The 18,553-nt window shown below is 70.7% G+C and carries 15 protein-coding genes; 5 read left to right on the plus strand and 10 right to left on the minus strand.

Annotated features, from left to right (window positions below; all coding sequences use genetic code 11):
* The first annotated feature begins 51 nt into the window (after window positions 1-51).
* Window positions 52-2,709: a polysaccharide lyase family 1 protein gene (locus tag AB0B28_RS10320; protein WP_360119314.1), complete on the plus strand. Its 2,658-nt coding sequence runs from the start codon at window positions 52-54 to the stop codon at window positions 2,707-2,709.
* A 46-nt stretch (window positions 2,710-2,755) separates the two neighbouring features.
* Here AB0B28_RS10320 and AB0B28_RS10325 read toward each other — a convergent pair whose 3' ends face one another.
* Together AB0B28_RS10325 and AB0B28_RS10330 are read right to left on the minus strand one after the other, a co-directional pair.
* Window positions 2,756-3,427, minus strand: coding sequence for a DUF2071 domain-containing protein (locus AB0B28_RS10325; RefSeq protein WP_360119505.1), 672 nt, complete (start codon window positions 3,425-3,427; stop codon window positions 2,756-2,758).
* A gap of 80 nt (window positions 3,428-3,507) precedes the next feature.
* The gene (locus AB0B28_RS10330; RefSeq protein WP_360119316.1) at window positions 3,508-4,143 is read right to left on the minus strand and encodes a class I SAM-dependent methyltransferase; all 636 of its coding nucleotides are present in this window, start codon (window positions 4,141-4,143) and stop codon (window positions 3,508-3,510) included.
* Window positions 4,144-4,292: 149 nt separating this feature from the next.
* Between AB0B28_RS10330 and AB0B28_RS10335 the strand changes: the two genes are divergently transcribed.
* The gene (locus tag AB0B28_RS10335) at window positions 4,293-5,213 is read left to right on the plus strand and encodes a diacylglycerol kinase family protein (RefSeq protein ID WP_360119319.1); all 921 of its coding nucleotides are present in this window, start codon (window positions 4,293-4,295) and stop codon (window positions 5,211-5,213) included.
* On the opposite strand, the gene AB0B28_RS10340 is transcribed toward AB0B28_RS10335, so the two are convergent.
* Entirely contained in the window at window positions 5,210-7,510 is a 2,301-nt protein-coding gene (locus AB0B28_RS10340; protein WP_360119321.1) for a M28 family peptidase, read from the minus strand. The genes AB0B28_RS10335 and AB0B28_RS10340 overlap by 4 nt on opposite strands.
* 157 nt (window positions 7,511-7,667) lie before the next feature.
* Here AB0B28_RS10340 and AB0B28_RS10345 point away from each other — a divergent pair, with 157 nt between their 5' ends.
* A complete protein-coding gene (locus tag AB0B28_RS10345; protein ID WP_360119323.1) occupies window positions 7,668-8,582 on the plus strand; it encodes a UbiA family prenyltransferase in 915 nt (304 codons plus the stop codon).
* 28 nt (window positions 8,583-8,610) lie between these two features.
* Here the strand turns inward: AB0B28_RS10345 and AB0B28_RS10350 are convergent, their stop codons facing one another.
* The 5 genes from AB0B28_RS10350 to AB0B28_RS10370 are packed head-to-tail and all read right to left on the minus strand — an operon-like array spanning window position 8,611 to window position 14,325.
* Window positions 8,611-9,468, minus strand: a complete 858-nt coding sequence (locus AB0B28_RS10350; protein WP_360119325.1) for a carbohydrate ABC transporter permease — start codon at window positions 9,466-9,468, stop codon at window positions 8,611-8,613.
* Window positions 9,458-10,405, minus strand: coding sequence for a sugar ABC transporter permease (locus AB0B28_RS10355; protein ID WP_360119327.1), 948 nt, complete (start codon window positions 10,403-10,405; stop codon window positions 9,458-9,460). Before AB0B28_RS10355 ends, AB0B28_RS10350 begins: the two co-directional genes overlap by 11 nt.
* Entirely contained in the window at window positions 10,402-11,673 is a 1,272-nt protein-coding gene (locus AB0B28_RS10360) for a sugar ABC transporter substrate-binding protein (protein WP_360119329.1), read from the minus strand. Before AB0B28_RS10360 ends, AB0B28_RS10355 begins: the two co-directional genes overlap by 4 nt.
* A 31-nt stretch (window positions 11,674-11,704) precedes the next feature.
* Entirely contained in the window at window positions 11,705-13,300 is a 1,596-nt protein-coding gene (locus AB0B28_RS10365; RefSeq protein WP_360119507.1) for an FAD-dependent oxidoreductase, read from the minus strand.
* Between the two features lie 5 nt (window positions 13,301-13,305).
* Window positions 13,306-14,325: a LacI family DNA-binding transcriptional regulator gene (locus AB0B28_RS10370; protein ID WP_360119331.1), complete on the minus strand. Its 1,020-nt coding sequence runs from the start codon at window positions 14,323-14,325 to the stop codon at window positions 13,306-13,308.
* A 218-nt stretch (window positions 14,326-14,543) separates the two neighbouring features.
* On the opposite strand from AB0B28_RS10370, the gene AB0B28_RS10375 reads away from it, so the two are divergent.
* Both AB0B28_RS10375 and AB0B28_RS10380 read left to right on the plus strand, forming a co-directional pair.
* Complete coding sequence (locus AB0B28_RS10375; protein WP_360119333.1) at window positions 14,544-15,509, plus strand: hypothetical protein; 966 nt, start codon at window positions 14,544-14,546, stop codon at window positions 15,507-15,509.
* Window positions 15,510-15,624: 115 nt separating this feature from the next.
* Window positions 15,625-16,080 (plus strand): hypothetical protein, encoded by a 456-nt coding sequence (locus AB0B28_RS10380; protein ID WP_360119335.1) that lies wholly within the window; start codon window positions 15,625-15,627, stop codon window positions 16,078-16,080.
* A gap of 38 nt (window positions 16,081-16,118) precedes the next feature.
* Here the strand turns inward: AB0B28_RS10380 and AB0B28_RS10385 are convergent, their stop codons facing one another.
* Both AB0B28_RS10385 and AB0B28_RS10390 read right to left on the minus strand, forming a co-directional pair.
* Complete coding sequence (locus AB0B28_RS10385; protein ID WP_360119337.1) at window positions 16,119-17,312, minus strand: hypothetical protein; 1,194 nt, start codon at window positions 17,310-17,312, stop codon at window positions 16,119-16,121.
* A 57-nt stretch (window positions 17,313-17,369) separates the two neighbouring features.
* Window positions 17,370-18,527, minus strand: coding sequence for an FAD-dependent oxidoreductase (locus tag AB0B28_RS10390; protein WP_360119339.1), 1,158 nt, complete (start codon window positions 18,525-18,527; stop codon window positions 17,370-17,372).
* Window positions 18,528-18,553 lie beyond the last annotated feature (26 nt).

Consider the following 18,553-nt stretch of genomic DNA (forward strand, 5'->3'; position numbering starts at 1 on the left):
GTAGATTCATTGAAATATCTCAATGTCTCCCTCATGAGAGGTTGTGAACGGATGAGACACAAGATCAAGATCCGGATCGCCACCGCGCTGGCCACGGCCGCCGTGGTCGCCGCCGGGGTGATGCTGTCGATGACGCAGGCCTCGGCGCAGACCAACGGGGCCACCGGCTACGCGACCCAGAACGGCGGCACCACCGGCGGCGCGGGCGGTCAGGTCGTCCAAGCCAGCACCGGCACCCAGATCCATGCGGCCCTGTGCAACCGGGCCAGTTCCAGCACCCCGATCATCATCCAGGTGTCGGGCACCATCAACCACGGCAACACCTCCAAGGTCTCCGGCGACAGCTGCGACACCGCCGCCGACGTGATCGAACTCAAGAACATCAGCAACGTGACGATCCTGGGCGTGGGCGGCGGCGCCGTGTTCGACCAGATCGGCATCCACATTCGCTCCTCGAGCAACATCATCATCCAGAACGTGACGGTCAAGAACGTCAAGAAGTCCGGCTCCCCCACCTCGAACGGCGGCGACGCCATCGGGATGGAGGCCGGGGTCCGCAACGTCTGGGTCGACCACGTGACGCTCGAAGCCTCGGGCGGCGAGTCCGAAGGCTACGACGGGCTCTTCGACCTCAAGAACGACACCAAGTACGTGACGCTGTCGTACAGCATCCTGCGCAACTCCGAGCGCGGCGGCCTCGTCGGCTCGGGCGACTCCGATCTGGACAGCAGCTTCGTCACCTACCACCACAACCTGTACCAGAACCTGAACTCGCGCATGCCGCTGCTGCGCGGGGGCACGGCCCACTCGTACAACAACCACTTCACCGGCATCGTGGAGTCGGGCATCAACTCCCGCGTGGGCGCGAAGATCAAGGTGGACAACAACTACTTCGAGGACTCGAAGGACCCGCTGGGCACCTTCTACACCGACCTGCGCGGCTACTGGCAGGTCAGCGGGAACGTGTTCGACAACGTCACCTGGTCCTCCGAGGGCAGCAACAACTACCCGGCCGGGCCCAACCCGACCTCCACCACCACGGTCAGCATCCCGTACTCGTACGCGCTCGACCAGGGCTCGTGCGTCCCGGCCATCGTGGCCGAGACCGCCGGGGCCAACAAGGGCCTCAAGGTCTCCGACGGCAACTGCTCGGCCGAGACCCCGTCCGAGGACCCGGGCACGACCGATCCGGGCGAGCCCACCACCGGGCCCGAAGAGCCCTCGGGGAACAACCTGAGCATCGGCGCGGGCGCCGACGGCACCAGCAAGGCCAGCGGCACCAGCTACGGCGACGTGATCGACGGGAGCCTGAGCTCCTACTGGTCCCCCAACGGCTCCACCGGGCGGATCTCCGTCAAGTGGAGCAGCGCCACCACCGTCGCCTCGGCGGTGATCCGCGAGGCCTCGGGCTCGGGCACCATCGGCTCGTGGCAGCTGGTCAACAACGACAACGGCGCGGTCCTCGCCACCGGCAGCGGCTCGGGCGTCATCAACTTCACGCCGACCTCGCTCAAGAAACTCAACTTCGTCATCGTCAGCGCCACCGGCACCCCCAGGATCGCCGAATTCGAGACCTACGCCGGCGCCTCCACCGGCGGGACCGACCCCGGCACCGATCCCGGGCCGAGCGCCGACCAGCTGTTCGTGGCCCCGACCGGGACGAGCGGCGCGTCGGGCACCATCTCCGATCCGACCACCCTGGACTCGGCCGTGGACCGGATCACCCCCGGCGGCACCATCTACATGCGCGGAGGGACCTACAACCTCTCCGAGACCGTGGACATCGAGCCGGGCAACGACGGCCTCTCCGGCGACCGCACCGAACTGTGGGCGTACGAGGACGAGACGCCGGTGCTGAACTTCTCGGCCCAGTCCGAGGACTCGGCCAACCGGGGCCTGGCCATCGGCGGCGACTGGTGGCACCTGCGGGGCCTGGTCGTCGAGCACGCCGGTGACAACGGCATCCTGCTCGGCGGGAACGACAACATCATCGAACGCGTGGTCACCCGGTTCAACCACGACACCGGGCTCCAGATCGCCCGGTACACCGCGGGCGCGCCGAAGAGCGAATGGCCCTCGCGGAACCTCATCCTCAGCTCCGAGTCGCACGACAACGCCGACTCCGACGGCGAGGACGCCGACGGGTTCGCCGCCAAACTCACCTCCGGCGACGGCAACGTGTTCCGATACTGCGTGGCGCACAACAACATCGACGACGGCTGGGACCTCTACACCAAGACCGACACCGGCGCCATCGGCGCGGTGACCATCGAGGACTCGCTGGCCTACGAGAACGGCACGCTCTCGGACGGCAGCCAGGCCGGCAACGGCGACCGCAACGGCTACAAGCTCGGCGGCGAGGACATCGCCGTCGACCACACCGTGGTGCGGTCGATCTCCTACGACAACGGCAAGCACGGCTTCACCTACAACCGCAACCTCGGCTCGATCGCCGTCACGAACAACCTGAGCATCGGCAGCGAGGAACGCAACTTCAACTTCGACGGCGGCTCCTCGGTCTTCCGCGGGAACACCTCGTGCGACAGCGGATCGAACGACCGCATCATCGGCGACGCCGACTCCTCGAACCAGTTCTGGAACGGCTCCAACGGGTCCCGCTGCGGCGCCTACAGCGGCGGCCTCGACTGGAGCTACTCCTCCAGCGGGGCGCTCGTGGTTACGATCGGAGGGAACGTGGTCGACCTCTAGACACGCGAAAGCGAACAGGCCGGTCCCCGAGGGGACCGGCCCTCGCTCAGCGCTCGGGGCGGCCGAAGCGGACCGCCACGCCGGGCGAGTAGAGCACGCTCATCGGGTCCCCCAGCGGGCCGCCGAACCCGGCCGCGGGCACCAGACCGTCCTCGCATTCGAGTAGGTCGGCGCGGCACAAAGGCCAGCGCGGGTGGTCGTTGGGGATGAACTTGAGGCTCCCGCCGAGTTCGGTGTGGAGGCCCCAGCGGGCGGTGAGGAAGTGCTCCAGGTCGGTGGGTTCGGGGAGGGGTTCGCTCACGCGGACGGCGATGCGGCTGTCAGCTCGGGGGCCGAGCCAGCGGCGGGAGCTGGTGTAGGTCACGGTGTCGGCCGCGACGTCGAGGCGCATGCGCGACCACACGTAGGGCAGGCCGAAGCCGGTGCGGGCGGTGAGGACGGGGATGAGGCGGGTGGCGTCGAGGGAGCGGAAGACGACGCCGCGGCGGCCTTTCGCATCCACTGAGTACAGGCGGATGTTGGTCTCGGGGAACGAGCCGAGGTAGGGGATGCCGGGGAGGCCGAACCAGCCGACGCCGTGCATGCGGAAGGCCACGAGGCCGACGTAGGCCTTGCCGTCGAACAGGTCGGGTTCGCAGCCCGCGGGCAGGAGCCGGGCCACCGTTTCGGGATCGACGTTCCAGTGGAGGAATGTGGCCTTCAGCCACGACTGGGTCATGAGCGGGCGAAGGACCTGCCGCGGCGGGTCCGGTGTGACGGGTTCGGGCTGCACACCGACAGCATCCCACTCCTGGCGGGTCAGGCGATGCGGCGGACGGCGACCACGGTGTCGATGATGGTGGCGGCCTGCCCTTCGGGGCCGGTGATGGCGCGTTCGGGCGATTCCAGGCGTTCGGGCCGGAAGCGGGCCTGGTCGAGGCCGATTTGGGCGAAGGTCTCCTCGGGGGTGTGGAAGTCCATGTGCTCGCGGTGCTGCGACCACGAGGGGGCCGAGCCGTGGTCGACCACGAGGAGGAGGCCGCCGACGGCGAGGGCGTCGGCGGCGCGGCGCAGCGTCAGGGGCCGGGGGAACTCGATCGGGGTCTGGAGGAACTGCGCGGAGACCAGGTCGTAGGGGCCTTCGGGAGTGTAGTCGGTCAGGTCGTGCCGTTCGGTGGTGATCGCGTCGGCGAGGCCTGCGGCCTGGGCGTGCTCGCGGGTGCGGGCGAGCGCGGTGGCGGAGACGTCGACGGCGGTGACCTGCCAGCCGGCGGCGGCGAGGTGGACGGCGTCGCCGCCTTCGCCGCAGCCGAGGTCGAGGGCGCGACCGGGGGTGAGTCCTGCGGTGAAATCGGCGAGCACGGGGTTGACGCGGCCGCTCCAGACGCGGTCTTTGGAGGCGTAGTGCTCCTCCCAGAATTCGGCGAGGTCGGTGCGTTCGGTGTGGTGGTGCATGGTGTTCCCCTTCGGTTCACGTCGAGGATTCACCGTAGTGCGCAGATCCGCAAGTTTTCTTGCCGTTCCGGCAAGTCTGCGGCAGGCCTTGTCGCATAAGGTGAGGCGGGGCTCCTGGTCGCAGGGGCGATGCGTGGAGGGGTGCGTCGATGGCCGAGGTCGCGATCGTGTGGAATCCGTCGAAGACGTCGAGGGAGGACCTGGAGGCGGCGCTGCCCGAGGGCGCGGGCGAGGTGTCGTGGTTCGAGACGAGCGAGGACGACCCGGGCCGGGGTGCGGCGGGCGCGGCGCTGGACGCGGGCGCGTCGGTGATCGTGGCGGCGGGCGGGGACGGCACGGTCCGCGCGGTGGCCGAGCGCCTGGCCGAGGGCGCTGAGGCCGAGTTGGCGATCGTGCCGCTGGGTACGGGGAACCTGCTGGCACGGAACCTGGACGTGCCGTTGAACGATCTCGCCGGGGCCCTTGAGCGGGCCTTCGAGGGCGAGGCGCGGGCGATCGACCTGGGCTGGGTCGAGGCCGAGATCGAGGGCGAGCGGCTGCGGCGGGCGTTCTCGGTCATGGCCGGGTTCGGGATCGACGCGCACATGATCGTCGAGACCGACGAGGACTTGAAGAGCAAGGTCGGGTGGCTGGCCTATGTGGAGTCGCTGGGGCGGGCGGTGAACGCCAGCGAGGTCGTGGACTTCGATCTGGCGGTGGACGGCGGCGAGGCGGAGGCGACGGCGGGGCACACGTTCATCGTGGGCAACTGCGGGACGATCCAGGCCGGGATCACGCTGCTGCCCGACGCCGACCCGTACGACGGTGAGCTCGACTGCCTGCTGCTCAGCGCCGAGGGGCTCGGCGGGTGGCTGGACACGCTGCGGTCGTATGTGTGGGACAACGGGATCCGGCGGGTCTTCAAGAAGCACGAGCGGGCCGAGGACGGGGCCACGACCGAGCACGCGCGGGCGCGGAAGCTCGATGTGCGGCTGTCGCGGCCGCGGGTGCTGGAGATCGACGGTGAAGACCTCGGGGAGACCGAGGCCTTCACCGTCGAGGTGCAGGCCGGAGCGGTGCGGGTACGTTAGCCGACCGCGGCGGCCACGGTGATCGTGTCCGAGAGGCGGTCACGGGAGCGCATCAGGCCCTCGGGGCGGTCGGTGAAGCCGTCGATCGCCTCGATGCCGTGGGTCTGGTCGAACACGGTGATGTCGCCTACGGTGCCGGTCAGCGTCAGGGTGAAGCCCTCCTCGGGGACGTTGAAGAACCAGATCTGGCTCGGGCCTTCGTGGGCGTCCCCGATCGGCACCGAGGTCGTGGTGCCGTCGGCGAGTGTGGCCAGGGCGGCACCGGGTTCGCCGTCCACGGTGAGCCACATCGTGGTCGCCCCGCGCGGCGAGGACACCTCCAGGGTCACCGCGTCGGCGGCCTCGGCGGTGACGATCGCCTGGGGCGCTTCGAGATCGAGTACCTCGGCCGGGCCGTGGCCGGTGGCGCCCGAGGTCTCGGTGTAGGCCTCGGGCAGGCCTGAAGCCTCCAGGCCGTCCTCGGTGACGAACCCGGAGGTCCACTCGGAGCGGTCGTGGTCGGTCGAGACCCACGCGGCCGTCCCGGTGCCCGAGTCGAGCACATAGGACAGGTAGGCCTGCCGCGGGTGCTCGGCGTCGAAGCGGTCGAGGGCCAGACCGGTCCCGACCAGGGCCAGCGCGGCCACGGCGGCCACCGCGGGGACGAGGGCGCGGCCGTCGACGCGGGGCGCGAGCGCCAGCAGCGGCAGCGCCGGGGCCGCGAAGAGCACGATCAGGACGGCCGGGACGGCGGCCAGCTCCATCCCGAAGGCCTCGATGAGGTTCGAGGTCCAGCTCAACTGCACGACGGCCGGGACCAGGCCTGCGGCGAAGAGCCCGTAGCCGACCAGACGCCAAGGGCGCGAACGCGTCTGGAGGTACATCGCGGCGAGTACCCCGACCGCGGCGAGCGCGGGCACGGCGAACACGAACGACAGGCCCGGGACCGCCAGAGCGGTGGCCGTGCCGAGCGCGGCGAGCCAGATCAGCGGCGCGAGCGCGGCGGCGGCCGGGCCGAGGCGGCCTCGGATGAGCGCGTACCAGGCGGTGACGAGTGCCAGCGCGAACACCAGGAGCGCCAGGTAGTACCAGGTGCGATCGAACAGGAGGCCGCCGGTGTCGGCGTAGCCGGGGCGCAGGGCCTTGAGCGCGGGCCACAGCCCGATTGCCGCGGCGGCGGCGAGGGCCACGGGCACCGCGAAGGAGGCGAACGCGAGGCCGAGCCGGGGCAGGGTCAGGACGCGGCGTGCCCGCGCCAGGGCGGCGGCTGCGAGTGCGGCGGCGAGGCCGACCAGGGCCACGGGCAGGATCCAGGCCTCGTCGTAGTGGACGAGGAGCCCGAAGAACCCGAAGAAGGTCTGGTCGCCGTCGGCTTCGAGGTCGGCGAGGTCCATCGCGACGAGCGCTCGTGCGGTGCCGAGGGTGTTCTCGCCGTGGTGCTGGAGGCTGGCCGGGTCGAGGTGGTCGGTGTCGTCGTGGGGCGTGTGGTACCAGGAGGCCCCGCCGATGAACGCGTTGTTGAGTCCGATGTAGCCCGCCTCGTGGAAGCGGGTGAAGTCGGTGTCGTTGGGCAGCTGCCGGTAGGCCTCGATCGCGGACGAGTCGCCGTGCGGGTGGGGCGCGTGCTCGGCGAACAGTTCGATGAGCGCGGCGTTGTCGCGGGAGGTCTCGAACATGAGCGAGGGTCCGGAGACGCCGCGGGCTTCGAGGTTGAACACCACGGTGGGCTTGTCCCCCGCGGGATGGGAGCGGGCGTAGGACTCGGCGCCGAACAGGCCCATCTCCTCGCCGTCGGTGAGGAGCACGACGAGGTCGTTGCGCCCGGGCCCTTCGAGAGTCAAGGCGCGGGCGGCCTCGACCACGGCGGCGGTCCCTGAGGCGGCGTCGGCCGCGCCGGGGCCGGAGGGCACCGAGTCGTAGTGGGAGACCAAGAGGACCGTGCCGGTCGGGTCGGTGCCGGGCAGGGTGGCCACGATGTTCTCGACGAGGCCGAAGCGAACGAGGCCGTCGCCGTCGCCGGAGTCGCCGGCGAGTTCGGTCTGGACCTCGACGTCGAAGCCGATCGCGTCGAGTTCGGCCACGAGCAGGTCGCGGACGCGGTCCTTGGCGGGCGTGCCCATCGGGTGGGGCTCGGTGGCCATCGCCTCGACGGTGTCCCAGGCGCGTTCGGCGCTGAAGTCCGAGGCGGGGGCGTCAGCGGGCGCGGGTTCGGGCGAGGAGGCGTCGACACGCCAGTTCACGACCCCGAGGGCGACGAGGAGCAGCGCGAGTGCGGCTGCGGCCCAAGGGCGTTCGGGCAGTCTGAGGAGTCCTTGCATGTCAGTGCTTCACGTACCTTGCCATGTGGGGGCCGACATCGGCGCTGATAGTTCGGTCTGCGGCATCGTATCGGCGCGGCCCGCTCCCCCGGGCGGGTGAGGGCCTTCACGCCGCGGAGGGAGGCCGCGGGCGTCGGGGCGGGAACAGACTGGAGTCATGAGAGCGCCACTGCTGCAAGAGACCCGGGTCGACGCTTCGAGGTTCGCGCGCGACGTGCTGGCCATGTCGCGGCCCAGGTTCTGGACGGCGTCCTTCGTGATGATGGAGCTCGGATACGTGCTCGCCTCGCACCGGATCGTGCCGCGCGGGCCCGACCTCGCGCTGATGGCGTACGCGTGCCTGGTGACCGGCCCGCTCCTGTGGCTCGCGGTGCTGGCGATCAACGACGCGCACGATCTGGCCAGCGACCGGGTCAACCCGCGCAAGGCCGATTCGCCGCTGGTGGCGGGCCGGATCTCGACGCGGGGCGCGTTCTGGATCGCGGTCACGGCAGGACTCGCGACGTCGGTGGCGTCGATCCCGTTGGGCGCGTTGTTCACCGCCGGGACCACGCTGGTGGTGCTGCTGGGCTGGGCCTACAGTGTCCCGCCGGTCCGGTTGAAGGCCCGGCCGGGCGCGGACCTGCTCGCGAACGCGGTGGTGGGCGTGGTCGGGCCGCTGGGCGGCTGGGTGGTGTTCACCGGCGGCGCGGCGGGGTTCCCGTGGCAGCTCGCGGTGCTGGGCGTCCTGGCCGCGGCGGGCCTGTACCTGCCCACGACCGCCGCCGACCGCGAAGCCGACGAGCAGGCCGGGATCGGCACGATCGCGGTGGCGCTGGGGCCGCGCGCGGTCTTCGAGCTGGGGTTCGCGCTGTGGACGGCCAGCGCGCTGTTCGCGTTCTTCCTGACCCTCAACGGGATCGTGCTGGACTCCTCGCTGCTGCCGATGCAAGTAGTCGTCACGCCGGTGCTGCTGGTGCTGTACCGGGTGCTGCTGCGCGGCGACCCGACGTTCCCGAAGATCACGGTGGTCGCGTGCGCGTACCTGCTGCCGTGCGCGGGTTTCATGATCGGCTACGTGGACGGGTTCTGAGGCGGCGGGCCCTGCGGCCCGCCGCCGTTCAGCCTTTGAGTCCGGTGTGGGCGAGGCCTTCGACGAACTGGCGCTGGGCCACCACGAACACGATGAGCACCGGGAGGGCCGACATCGTGGCCGCCGAGAGCTGGACGTCCCACATGGGGCCGCCGTAGGCGTCGGTGAACTGGGTGAGCGCCTGCGGGAGCGTGAACTTCGCGGGGGTGGACAGGAACACCACCGGTTCGAGGTACAGGTTCCAGGAGTGCAGGAACGAGAAGATCCCCACCGCGCCGAGGGCCGGGCGCGAGAGCGGCAGCGCGATCTTCCAGTACAGGCCGAACCGGCCCAGGCCGTCCATGCGCCCGGCCTCTTCGAGCTCGCCGGGCAGCGCGATGAAGAACTGCCGCATGATGAGCGTGGCCAGGACGCTGGGCGCGCCGAAGATCGGGACGAGGATCAAAGGCCAGTGCGTGTCGACCAGGCCGAGCCCGTTGAACATCTGGAACAGCGGCACGATGGTGACTTCGGAGGGGATGAGGAGCCCGGCGAGGACCACCAGGAACAGCAGGTTGTGCCCGGGGAAGCGGATGCGCGCGAACGCGTACCCCGCGAGGGAGGAGACCGCGAGCGTCCCGAAGGTCACCAGGGCCGCGATGTACATGCTGTTCCAGTACTGGGCCGCGAACGGCGCGAAGTCGAAGACCCGGCCGTAGGCGGCGAACGTCGCGTCGGTCGGCCACAGCGTGGGCGGGAACGCGAAGATCTCGTTCGCCGGCTTGAGACTGGAGGTGACCATCCACCAGGTCGGGAACACGAACGGGACGGCGAGCACGCACATGAGCCCGTAGAGGACGAGCTTGGCGCGGCGCGAGGGCGCGAACTTGACGCGTTCAGTCCTCATGGACGACCCACTTTCTGCGCATCTGCCACTGGATCACGGTGAGCACCAGGACGATCGCGAACAGCAGGACCGAGAGGGTCGCGCCGTACCCGAAGTCGTGGAACTGGAAGGCGTTCTGGTACAGGTAGTAGACGAGCACGGTGGTGGAGGTGCCGGGCCCGCCGCTGGTGAGCACGTCGATCTGCGCGAACACCTGGAGCGAGCCGACCACGGTGATGATCGAGGTGAGCAGGATCGTGGGGCTGATCATCGGCATGGTGATGCGCCGGAACCGCGTCCAAGGGCCCGCGCCGTCGAGGGTGGAGGCCTCGTAGAGCTCCTTGGGGACCCCTTGGAGCGCGGCGAGGAACAGCACCATGTTCAGGCCCACGTTCTTGAGGACCTGCACCACGATGACGGCGAGCATCGCGGTGGTCTCGCCGCGCAGCCAGTTGGGGCCCTCGACGCCGATGCCTGAGAGCAGGCCGTTGATGCCGCCGTCGTCCTGGAGCAGGAAGCGCCACACGATGGTCCAGGCCACGAGCGTGACCGCGACGGGCGAGAAGAAGATCGTGCGGAAGACGATCGAGCCGCGCAGCTTCTGGTTGAGCAGGATCGCCAGCGACAGCGCCAGGGTCAGGTTGAGGATCACGAGGCCGACGGAGAACGCGGCGGTCGCGCCGAGCACGCCGGGCAGGGCCGGGTCCTCGAGCAGGCGCTCGTAGTTGTCGGTGCCGGTGAACTGGAAGCCGCCGGCGAGGACGTTCCAGTCGTGGAAGCTGTACCAGACCATCAGGCCCAGCGGGAGCAGCACGAACAGTGCCGCGCCGAGCATCTGCGGGGTGATGAACAGGTACCCGGCGAGGTGGTCGCGGCGGCGCGCGGTCCACCGGGCGGGCCGCGCCCGCCGGGATTCCTCCCGGCGGGGCGCGGCGGTGTCGGGGACGGGCTGCGTCATTGGGCCAGCAGCGGGTCGATGGACACGCAGACCTCGGCGAGGACGGCGGCAATGTCGGCGCCGGGCGTCCACAGCGGGTCGAGCGCGGCGCGCACGGCCTGGTCGAGCTGGGCCTGGCCGGTGTGGCTGGGCTTGACGACCCCGGAGTCCATCCGGTCGATCACGGTGGCCTGGAGCTGCTCGGGGGTCAGCAGCGGGTTGGCTTGGCCGAGGACCTCGGCGGTGAGCTGGGACTGGCGCGGCGGCGGGAAGTACTGGGCGAGCTTCGCGGAGTTCTCCGGGCTGGTCATGTACGCGAGGAAGTCGGCGGCCTCCTCGGGGTGGGGCGCGACGGTGAGGACCCCGAGGCCGCCTTGGCCGATCACGGAGTACTCGCCGGTCGGCCCGGCCGGGAGCGGCACCAGGTCCCAGCCGAACGGTGCCTCGGCGAGGAGTCCGGCGCGGGAGATCTGGGTGACGGTCATGGCCGCCTCACCGGCGAAGAAGTCCGCGGTGGTGCCCGGTCCGGGCATGGCCTCGTGCTCGAACACGGCGTCGTGCATGAACGTGAGGGCGTCGATCATCTCGGGGTCGTCGAACCCGCAGTCGACCCCGTCGCCGCTCCAGGGGCTCGCGCCCCAACCGGTCCACAGGGTGGAGAGGTTGTCCCAGCCCGAATAGTCGAAGTCGCGGATGACGACCCCGTCCGAGCCGGTCTGGGCGTGCACGGCCGCACCGGCCTCGATCACGCGGTCCCAGGTCCACTCGCCGGAGGCCACGAGCTCGGCGGCGGTGGGCTGCCCGGCCTCGGCCATGAGGTCGTCGTTGACGAACATCGCGAACGGCGAGGTCGAGAACGGGTAGGCGTACAGCTCGTCGCCGTCGCGCCACAACTCGGTCGCGGCGGGCACGAGGTCGTCGTACTCGTAACCGTCGGTCCCCGAGAGCGTGTCGGTCAGCGGCACGAGGGCGCCGCTGGAGACGAAGTCGGGCGCCGAGTTCTCCAGGATCCACGCCAGGTCGGGGGCGTTGTTCCCGGCGATCTGGGTGGTGAGGGTGCTCGTGTAGCCCTCGAAGGGCAGCGGGTCGAACTCGATGGCCTCGACGCCGGGGTTGTCGGCGATGTAGGCGTCGGCGATCTCGTTCAGCATCGCCAAATGGTCCTCATTCGAAGACCAGGTGGTCATGCGCAGCGTGACCGGGCCGTCGTCGTCCCCGCCTCCGCAGGCGGCGAGCGCGAGCGGCGCGGCCGCCGCGGCGGCCAGCAGCAGTTTCGCTTGCTTTCTCATAAGGGGTTCCTCATTTCTGTCGACGTCGTTGTCAGTAGGGGGCCACATCGGGCCAGTGCAGTTCGAAGCCCTGGGCCACCAGACGGTCCTGGAAGTCGGCGAGCAGGGCACCGTCGGCGGCCACCGCGCGCGGCGGCAGGCCGCGCTCGAAGCTGTAGGCCGCGAGGGCCCCGGCGGCCTCGCCGATGTTCCACTCGACCGGGTGCAGCCGGTAGCAGCCGTTGGTGATGTGCGTGGTGCCGAGGTTCTTCCCGGCGGGGAGCAGGTTCTCCGTCCGGACCGGCAGGAGTGCGCCGAGCGGGATCTCGAACGGTGAGGAGGCGACGTCGATGTAGTTGTCGCCCCCGGTGGAGGGGTGGAGGTCGATGCGGTACATGCCGATGCCGACACTGTCGTGATAGGACACCGCGCCCTTGTCGCCGCGCACCGCCGCCGAGAGGTCCTGCTCGACGATCGTGTACTCGGCTTTGATGCGCCGCGACTCGCGGTGGTAGGGGGCCTGGGCGAGGCCGTCGGCCGAGCCGGTCACGTCGCCGCGCAGGCGCAGCCCGGGCCAGCCGGTGCCGCCGTCCAGGCGCGGGGCCTCGGTCTGGAGCCAGTACATGACGCTGCGGGAGAGCCCGCGGGCCTTCTCGACGTGCGCCTCGGCGTCGGGGTTGTCGATCACCGGAGCGAGGAAGTAGTCGATCATCGGCCAGTTCACGAGCGTGATGTCGCTGGCGTACGCGCCGGGCGTGAACGTGCGGCGGGCCGCGATGCGGCGGAACGTCCACAGGTTCATGTCGCCGCCGCCGCGCCTCTGGTCCCCCACGACCGCGAGCGGGTCGTCGTCGGGGTTGGGCTCGAAGATCCGGTCGGCCGGCTCCAGGGTGCGGGGGTTGGGCGCCCGCAGGCCCAGGAGCGGGCCGCCCCAGAAGTCGGTGGTGAAGGTGCGCCAGAAGTCGTAGTCGGCGGGCTTGTCGATCGTGTTGTCGCCCTCGACGTGGTCGACCGCGAAGCACACCGAGACGGCCTGCATGTTCTGCGGCTGGGCCACGTCGGGGGCGCTCGGCTCGTCGGTGTCCAGGCGCGACTCGAACCCGGTCACGTACTCGGTGCCCGTCAGCGGCAGCAGCTCGCCGGTCTCGGTCGCGTCCAGGACGTAGGGAGCGCTGACGGTCAGGCGCTCGCCCGAGTCGCGGTGGACCAGCGTCACGGCCTCGACGCGGTCGCCGTCGGTGTCGGCCGCGACCGGCCGGTAGGGCTGGAGGAGGCGCAGGCGGCCCGAGCCGAGGTGGGGCGCGAGCATCGCTTCGAGCACGGCCACGGCCACGCGCGGCTCGGCGCACAGGCGGGAGACGTGCCCGCCGCCGGGGTTGAGGTCGGTCTTGGCGCGGGCGGCCTCGGTGAGCGGGTAGTGGCGGCGGTAGTAGTCGCGGATGCCTTCGCGCAGTGAGCGATAGGAGGCCGTGACGCCGAACTGCTCGACCCAGGACGACTCGTCGGGCGGGACGGCCTGGCTGGTGAGCTGGCCGCCGATCCAGTCGTACTCCTCGGTGAGGACCACGTCGCGCCCGGCTCGCAGCGCGGCCAGCGCGGCGGCCACGCCGCCGAGTCCGCCGCCCACCACGAGGATGTCGGTTCGCAGTTCTTTCAAGGTCGGTTCCTTCCGGTGAGGGTGGTGCCGTCGTGCAGTTCGCACGGGAGCAGCCGCTGCGTGTCGGTCTCGGCGTCTTCGAGGAGCGCGCCGAACACGTCGAGGGCCTGGCGGCCCATCTCGCGGCGGGGGATGGTGAACCCGGTGACGTCGAGGTCGAACGAGACCGGGCGGGTCGGGTCGCCGAGGGCGACGAGGGACAGGTCCGAGGGGATGTCGAGGCCTTTCGCGCGGGCCCAGGCGGTGACGGCCGGGGCGTCGGCGGGCTCTTCGAGGAACAGGGCGGTGACGCCCTCGGCCACGGCCGCGTCGAGGGCGGCGGGGACGGCTTCGGGGAGGTGGCGGGCGTCGAGCCCGGCCGCGGCGGCGTTGAAGCCGCGGAGGCGGTCGGCGAAGGATTCGGGGCCCGCGCCGGAGCCGATGTAGGCGACGCCGGTGTGGCCGAGGGCGGCGGCGCGGCGGACCAGGGCGGCGGTGGCGGCCGGGTAGTCGGCGCCGACGTAGGGCACCGGTCCCCCGGCGTCGTCGCGGCGGCCGACCGAGACGAAGGGGATGCCTTCGGCGAGGAGGCGGGTGAGGTCGCCGCGGTCGAGGTCGCGGCCGAGGAGGACGCAGCCGTCGGCGAGGCGGATGCGGCTGCCTTCGGCGAAGATGCGGCGGCGTCCGTCCTGGACGGGGGCGCTGGTGAGCAGGAGCAGGTCGCAGCCGAGGCGTTCGGCGCTCTCTTCGATGCCGACCAGGAACGGGTGGTAGAAGTCCCTTGTGCCCGAGGGGAACACGGGCTCGTAGGTGAAGACGCCGACGATGCGGTTGTAGCGGTCGGCGAGGCGGCGGGCGACGGGGTCGGCGACGTAGCCGGTGGAGCGGATGGCGTCGAGGACCCTTTCGCGGGTCTCGGGTGCGATGCGCACTCCGGCGTCGAGGCGGTTGTTGAGCACCAGGGAGACGGTGGCCTGGCTGACGCCGCTGATGCGAGCGATGTCGCGCTGGGTCACGCGGCGGCGAGTTCCGGACACTGCGGGGCCTTTCTCGAGAAGCTGATAATGCGTATCAGCGCTGGTGCGTGTGATCATATTGCACGCGGGTTTCCGGGCCGTCAAGATGATAATTCGTATTATCATCTTGACGGCCGATCCCGCCGCTCCCAGACTCGTCCCCAAAGGCCCGTTTCGGCGCTTCTTCGCCGCCGCGCACTGTGGCGCGGCGGCGGCCGTCGGGCCGGACTGGAGTGATCATGGATTCCGATCGACCATCCGCCTTCGGCCGCCGCGGCCTGCTGCTGGGGGCCGCGGCCCTCGGGGCGACCGCGGCGCTGGGCGCGGCCCCGGCGAGCGCGGCCGTGCCGGGCTTCCCGACCTTCACGCGCCTGGGCGCGGCGATGGACAAGAGCACCCTCAGCTACGCGCCCGCGAGGCGGGAGATCATCTTCCCCTCGATCAGGCACGTGGCCGGGAGGGTCCAGAACCCCCTGGGCAACTGGTACATGTACTACGCGCCGCACGACGACCCGGGCGGGATCTGCCTGGCATACGCCGACTCGCTCTCCGGGCCCTGGAAGGAGTACTCGGCGAACCCGATCATCACGAGGGACCCGTACTCGGTGCCGCACGTCTCCAGCCCGCACGCGTACTGGAACGACGCCGACCGGCGGATGTACCTGTACTTCCACGGGGACAACCGGACCACGCGGGTCGCGACCTCCGCGGACGGGCGCAGCTTCGGGTTCGGCGACCCCGTCCTGCACACCTCGATGCTGCCGTCGAACGTCTCGGAGGCCTCGTACGCGCGAGTGTTCCCGCATCCTGCGCAGTCGGGCGTCTACGTCATGCTGTTCATGGGCAACCAGGCCGGGACCAGGAAGATCTTCATCGGCTGGTCGCATTCGCTGGCCTCGGGCTGGCAGTTCAAGCCCCAGCCCTTGATCTCCCCGGCCGCTGGCGAGGGTGGGCAGCTCTCGGGCGCGCACTACTGGTCGCGAAACGGCGGCGGGCACGTGGTCTACCACGGCGGGGACGGGCGGATGCACGTCGCGCGCGTGGGCACGAGCTTCGACCGGGAGGAGCACCTCGGGGTCCTGTACACCGAGCCGCAGGCGACGCGGGCGGCCGCGCCGAGCTTCGCGGAGGAGGGCGGGCGCCTCTACATGTTCTACGAGGCAGGAGCGCGCGGCAACACGAACATCGCCATCGCGAGGGCGTGATCATCCGATAGTGAGGAGATTCCGATCGCACCGAACGGCGTCGAACGGGCATGGATGAGGTCATTCGTTCCCGAGGCTGCGACGGCGGCGCGCTCGGAGGGGCTACCGTTCAAGGATGAGTTACCGCTATCTCTCGCAGGACGACGCCGCGGCCTTCGTCGAATCCTCCCACCCCCAGGCGCAGCAGCTCCCGGCACTGTCGGAACTGCTGGAGAGCGACCTGATGTGGGACCCGGCGAGCCGCACGCTGGTCTTCCTGGTGGACACCTGGATCGAGGACATCGGCTACGGCCGCCGCCTGCACACCACGCCGGCGCGCAACGTCAACGCCGACAAGGACCTCGCGTTCGGGTTCTCCCGGGGCGCGAAGACCGCCGACCCGGCGCTGGTCGCCGCGGCGGCCGACGAGATCCTCGACCTGATCGCGGGGGGCGTGACCGCCGCCGACAACGCGTCGGCGGCGATCGCGGTCACCTCGATCCTGCACGGCGGGCTCGCCGAGTCCCCGTCCCGCAAGCCGATGTTCACGGCCCTGCGCGCTCAGTGGGAGCAGCGCACGGCCGCGGCGTAGGAGCGGCCCGCAGCGCGTGCGCTGCGGGCCCTTCGTCATCAGGCCCCGATGATCTCCTGGGCCTTGGTGATGAGCTGGCGCATCTCTTCCTGCCACGCGTAGGTCTCGGTCTCGATCGCGGCGTACTGGTCGGCGAGGATCGTCTCGTACGCGGTGTCCGCGGTCTCGCGGTAGCCGGTGTCGTCGGCGCACGCGGCGAAAGCGACGGCCATGTCGATCTCGTAGGCGCGTTGACCCTCGTAGTCGGTAGGGGCGTCGCCCGGCAGGTCCGGCACCGGCGGGGTGGTGTCGGCCGGGCGCGGCCCGTCGCCCAACCACTCCTCTTCATAGATCTCGCCGGTGTAGAGCAGCGACGAGTAGTCGCTCATCGCGAGCCTCCCGTCCTCGCCGAACACCCAGCCGGGGTGGCCGCCCTCGGCGAGGCAGGACAGGAACGGCTCTTGAGCCTCCGCGGTGTCGGCGGCGTACCGTTCGGTGACCGCGTCGAGGTCGATGCTCGGGGCCGTGAGCTCCCATTGCCAGGTCATGGAGCCGCTTTCGGGGTCGATCTCGACCTGGCGGAGGTCGCCGTAGAGCGACTCGATCATCTCCAGCAGGCAGCCGCCGGGCTTGGGCCCGGTCTGGGTCCCGCCTTCGAACTCGAGTTCGCCGTCTTCTGCGGAACCGCCCGACGCTTCACCGGTCCCTTCGAGGTCCGCGACCATCTCCTCGCCGTGGTAGGCGACGGCCCAGGCTCGGCGGTCGGCGTCGGGCTGGGATTCGAACGCGTCGTTGTCGAAGACCGGTTCGTCGTCCCAGGGGAAGTCGAACGCCTCTTCGTAGTACGCCTGCGCCTCGTCGGACTCCGAGTCCTGCTCGGCCCACCAGCCGAAGCCCCACTCGGCGGCCGCGTCGGCCTCGGGGAGGAACTCGGACGTGGGGTAATGGTCGACCAGGCTCTCGACCTCGTAGAGGTTGTTCTGGCCCACATACCGCTGGTCGTGGATCGTGAAGCCCTGGGCCTCAAGGCATTCGGTGATGATGCGGTACTCGGCGGCGGTGAGCTCCTGTTCGAGCCGCAGGCCCTCGTTGACCATCTCGACGAGCTGGGAGGGGTCGACGGTCCCGCCCTCGGCGGCGGTCTGCGTGTTCGGATCGCTCGACTCGGTGCAGGCCGTGGTCGCGAGGGCCGCGGCGGCGATGAGGCTCAGGGCCGCGGCGCGGGGGCGCCGGTGCCGGTGTGGTTGATGCATGAGCTGGATACGCCACAGAGGAGCGAAAAGGTTGCTTTGTGACGCTTGGTGACCCGGTCAGCGCGCAGCGCGGATCGACCGCTGCACCAGGGCGCGCAGCCCGGGCAACTGGATCGCTCGCATCGTGAGGTCGTTCATCCAGATGTGCGCCTTCGTGGGCGGCGCGAACTGGAGCATGCCTCGCTTGGCGAGGGCCTGGCGCTTGCGGACCTCGGGGCGCAGGCGCGCTTCCCAGTCGGCCAGCGCGGTCGGGACGTCGGGGTGGCGCTGGAGGGCGGCGCCGAGTTCGTCGGCGCCCGAGAGTGCCAGGGCCGCGCCGAAACCGGCGAAGAGGGTCACGCACCACGCGGCGTCGCCGAGGAGCACGACGCGGCCGCGGCTCCAGGAGTCGGTGACGATCTGGCTGACCGAGTCGAAGTAGGCGGTCTCGGGCGCTGCGGCGAGCTGGTCGAGGGCGTCGGGGACGCCGCCGCCGAGGTCGCCGAACGCGCTCGTGAGGGATGCGACGGAGCCGCGTTCGAGGTCGGCGGCCGCGTCTGCGGTGCGGTAGGTGAAGAACGCGGAGGAGCGGCCGGGCCCGAGGTTGACCACGGCGGCGGTGCGGCCGGGGCCGATGTAGGTGCTGCCGGAGCCTTCGGCGAGTCCGGTGGGGACGCGGTGGAGGGGCAGGGCGCCGACCATGTGGCCCATCTCGACGAGGTGGTCGGCCTCGGGTCCGAACACGGCTTCGCGAGTGGCCGAGTGCAGGCCGTCGGCGGCGATGAGGAGGTCGGCGCGTTCGGTGGCGCCGTCGCTCAAGGTGACGGTGACGCCGTCGGGGTCGGTGTCGATGGCGCGCAGGGTCGTGGCGAATCGGATGTCCGCTGCGGCCGCTTCGAAGAGGACGGTTTCGAGGTCGCCGCGGAAGAGCGAGAGGGCGCGGTCGCCTACGGCGGCTTCGACCACGGCGGCGGGGACGGTGAACTTGGGCGAGCCGTCGGCGCGGGTGAGGATCGAGGTGAAGACGCCCAGGTCGCGGGCTTGGAGTGCGGGGACGAGGCCGAGGCGCTCGGCGGCGTCGTAGCCGCCGCCGAGGAGGTTGACCATGTAGCCGCTGCTGCGGCGGGCGGGCGCGCGTTCGAGGACGAGGGTCGCCCACCCGCCGCGGTGGAGCCGCAGGGCGGCGGCGAGTCCGGCGATGCCGGCGCCGACGATGATCGCTCGTTTGGTCGTCATGGGGCCTCCAACCTGAGAATGAACAC

Source organism: Glycomyces sp. NPDC046736 (assembly GCF_040645615.1).
Taxonomy (GTDB): domain Bacteria; phylum Actinomycetota; class Actinomycetes; order Mycobacteriales; family Micromonosporaceae; genus Glycomyces.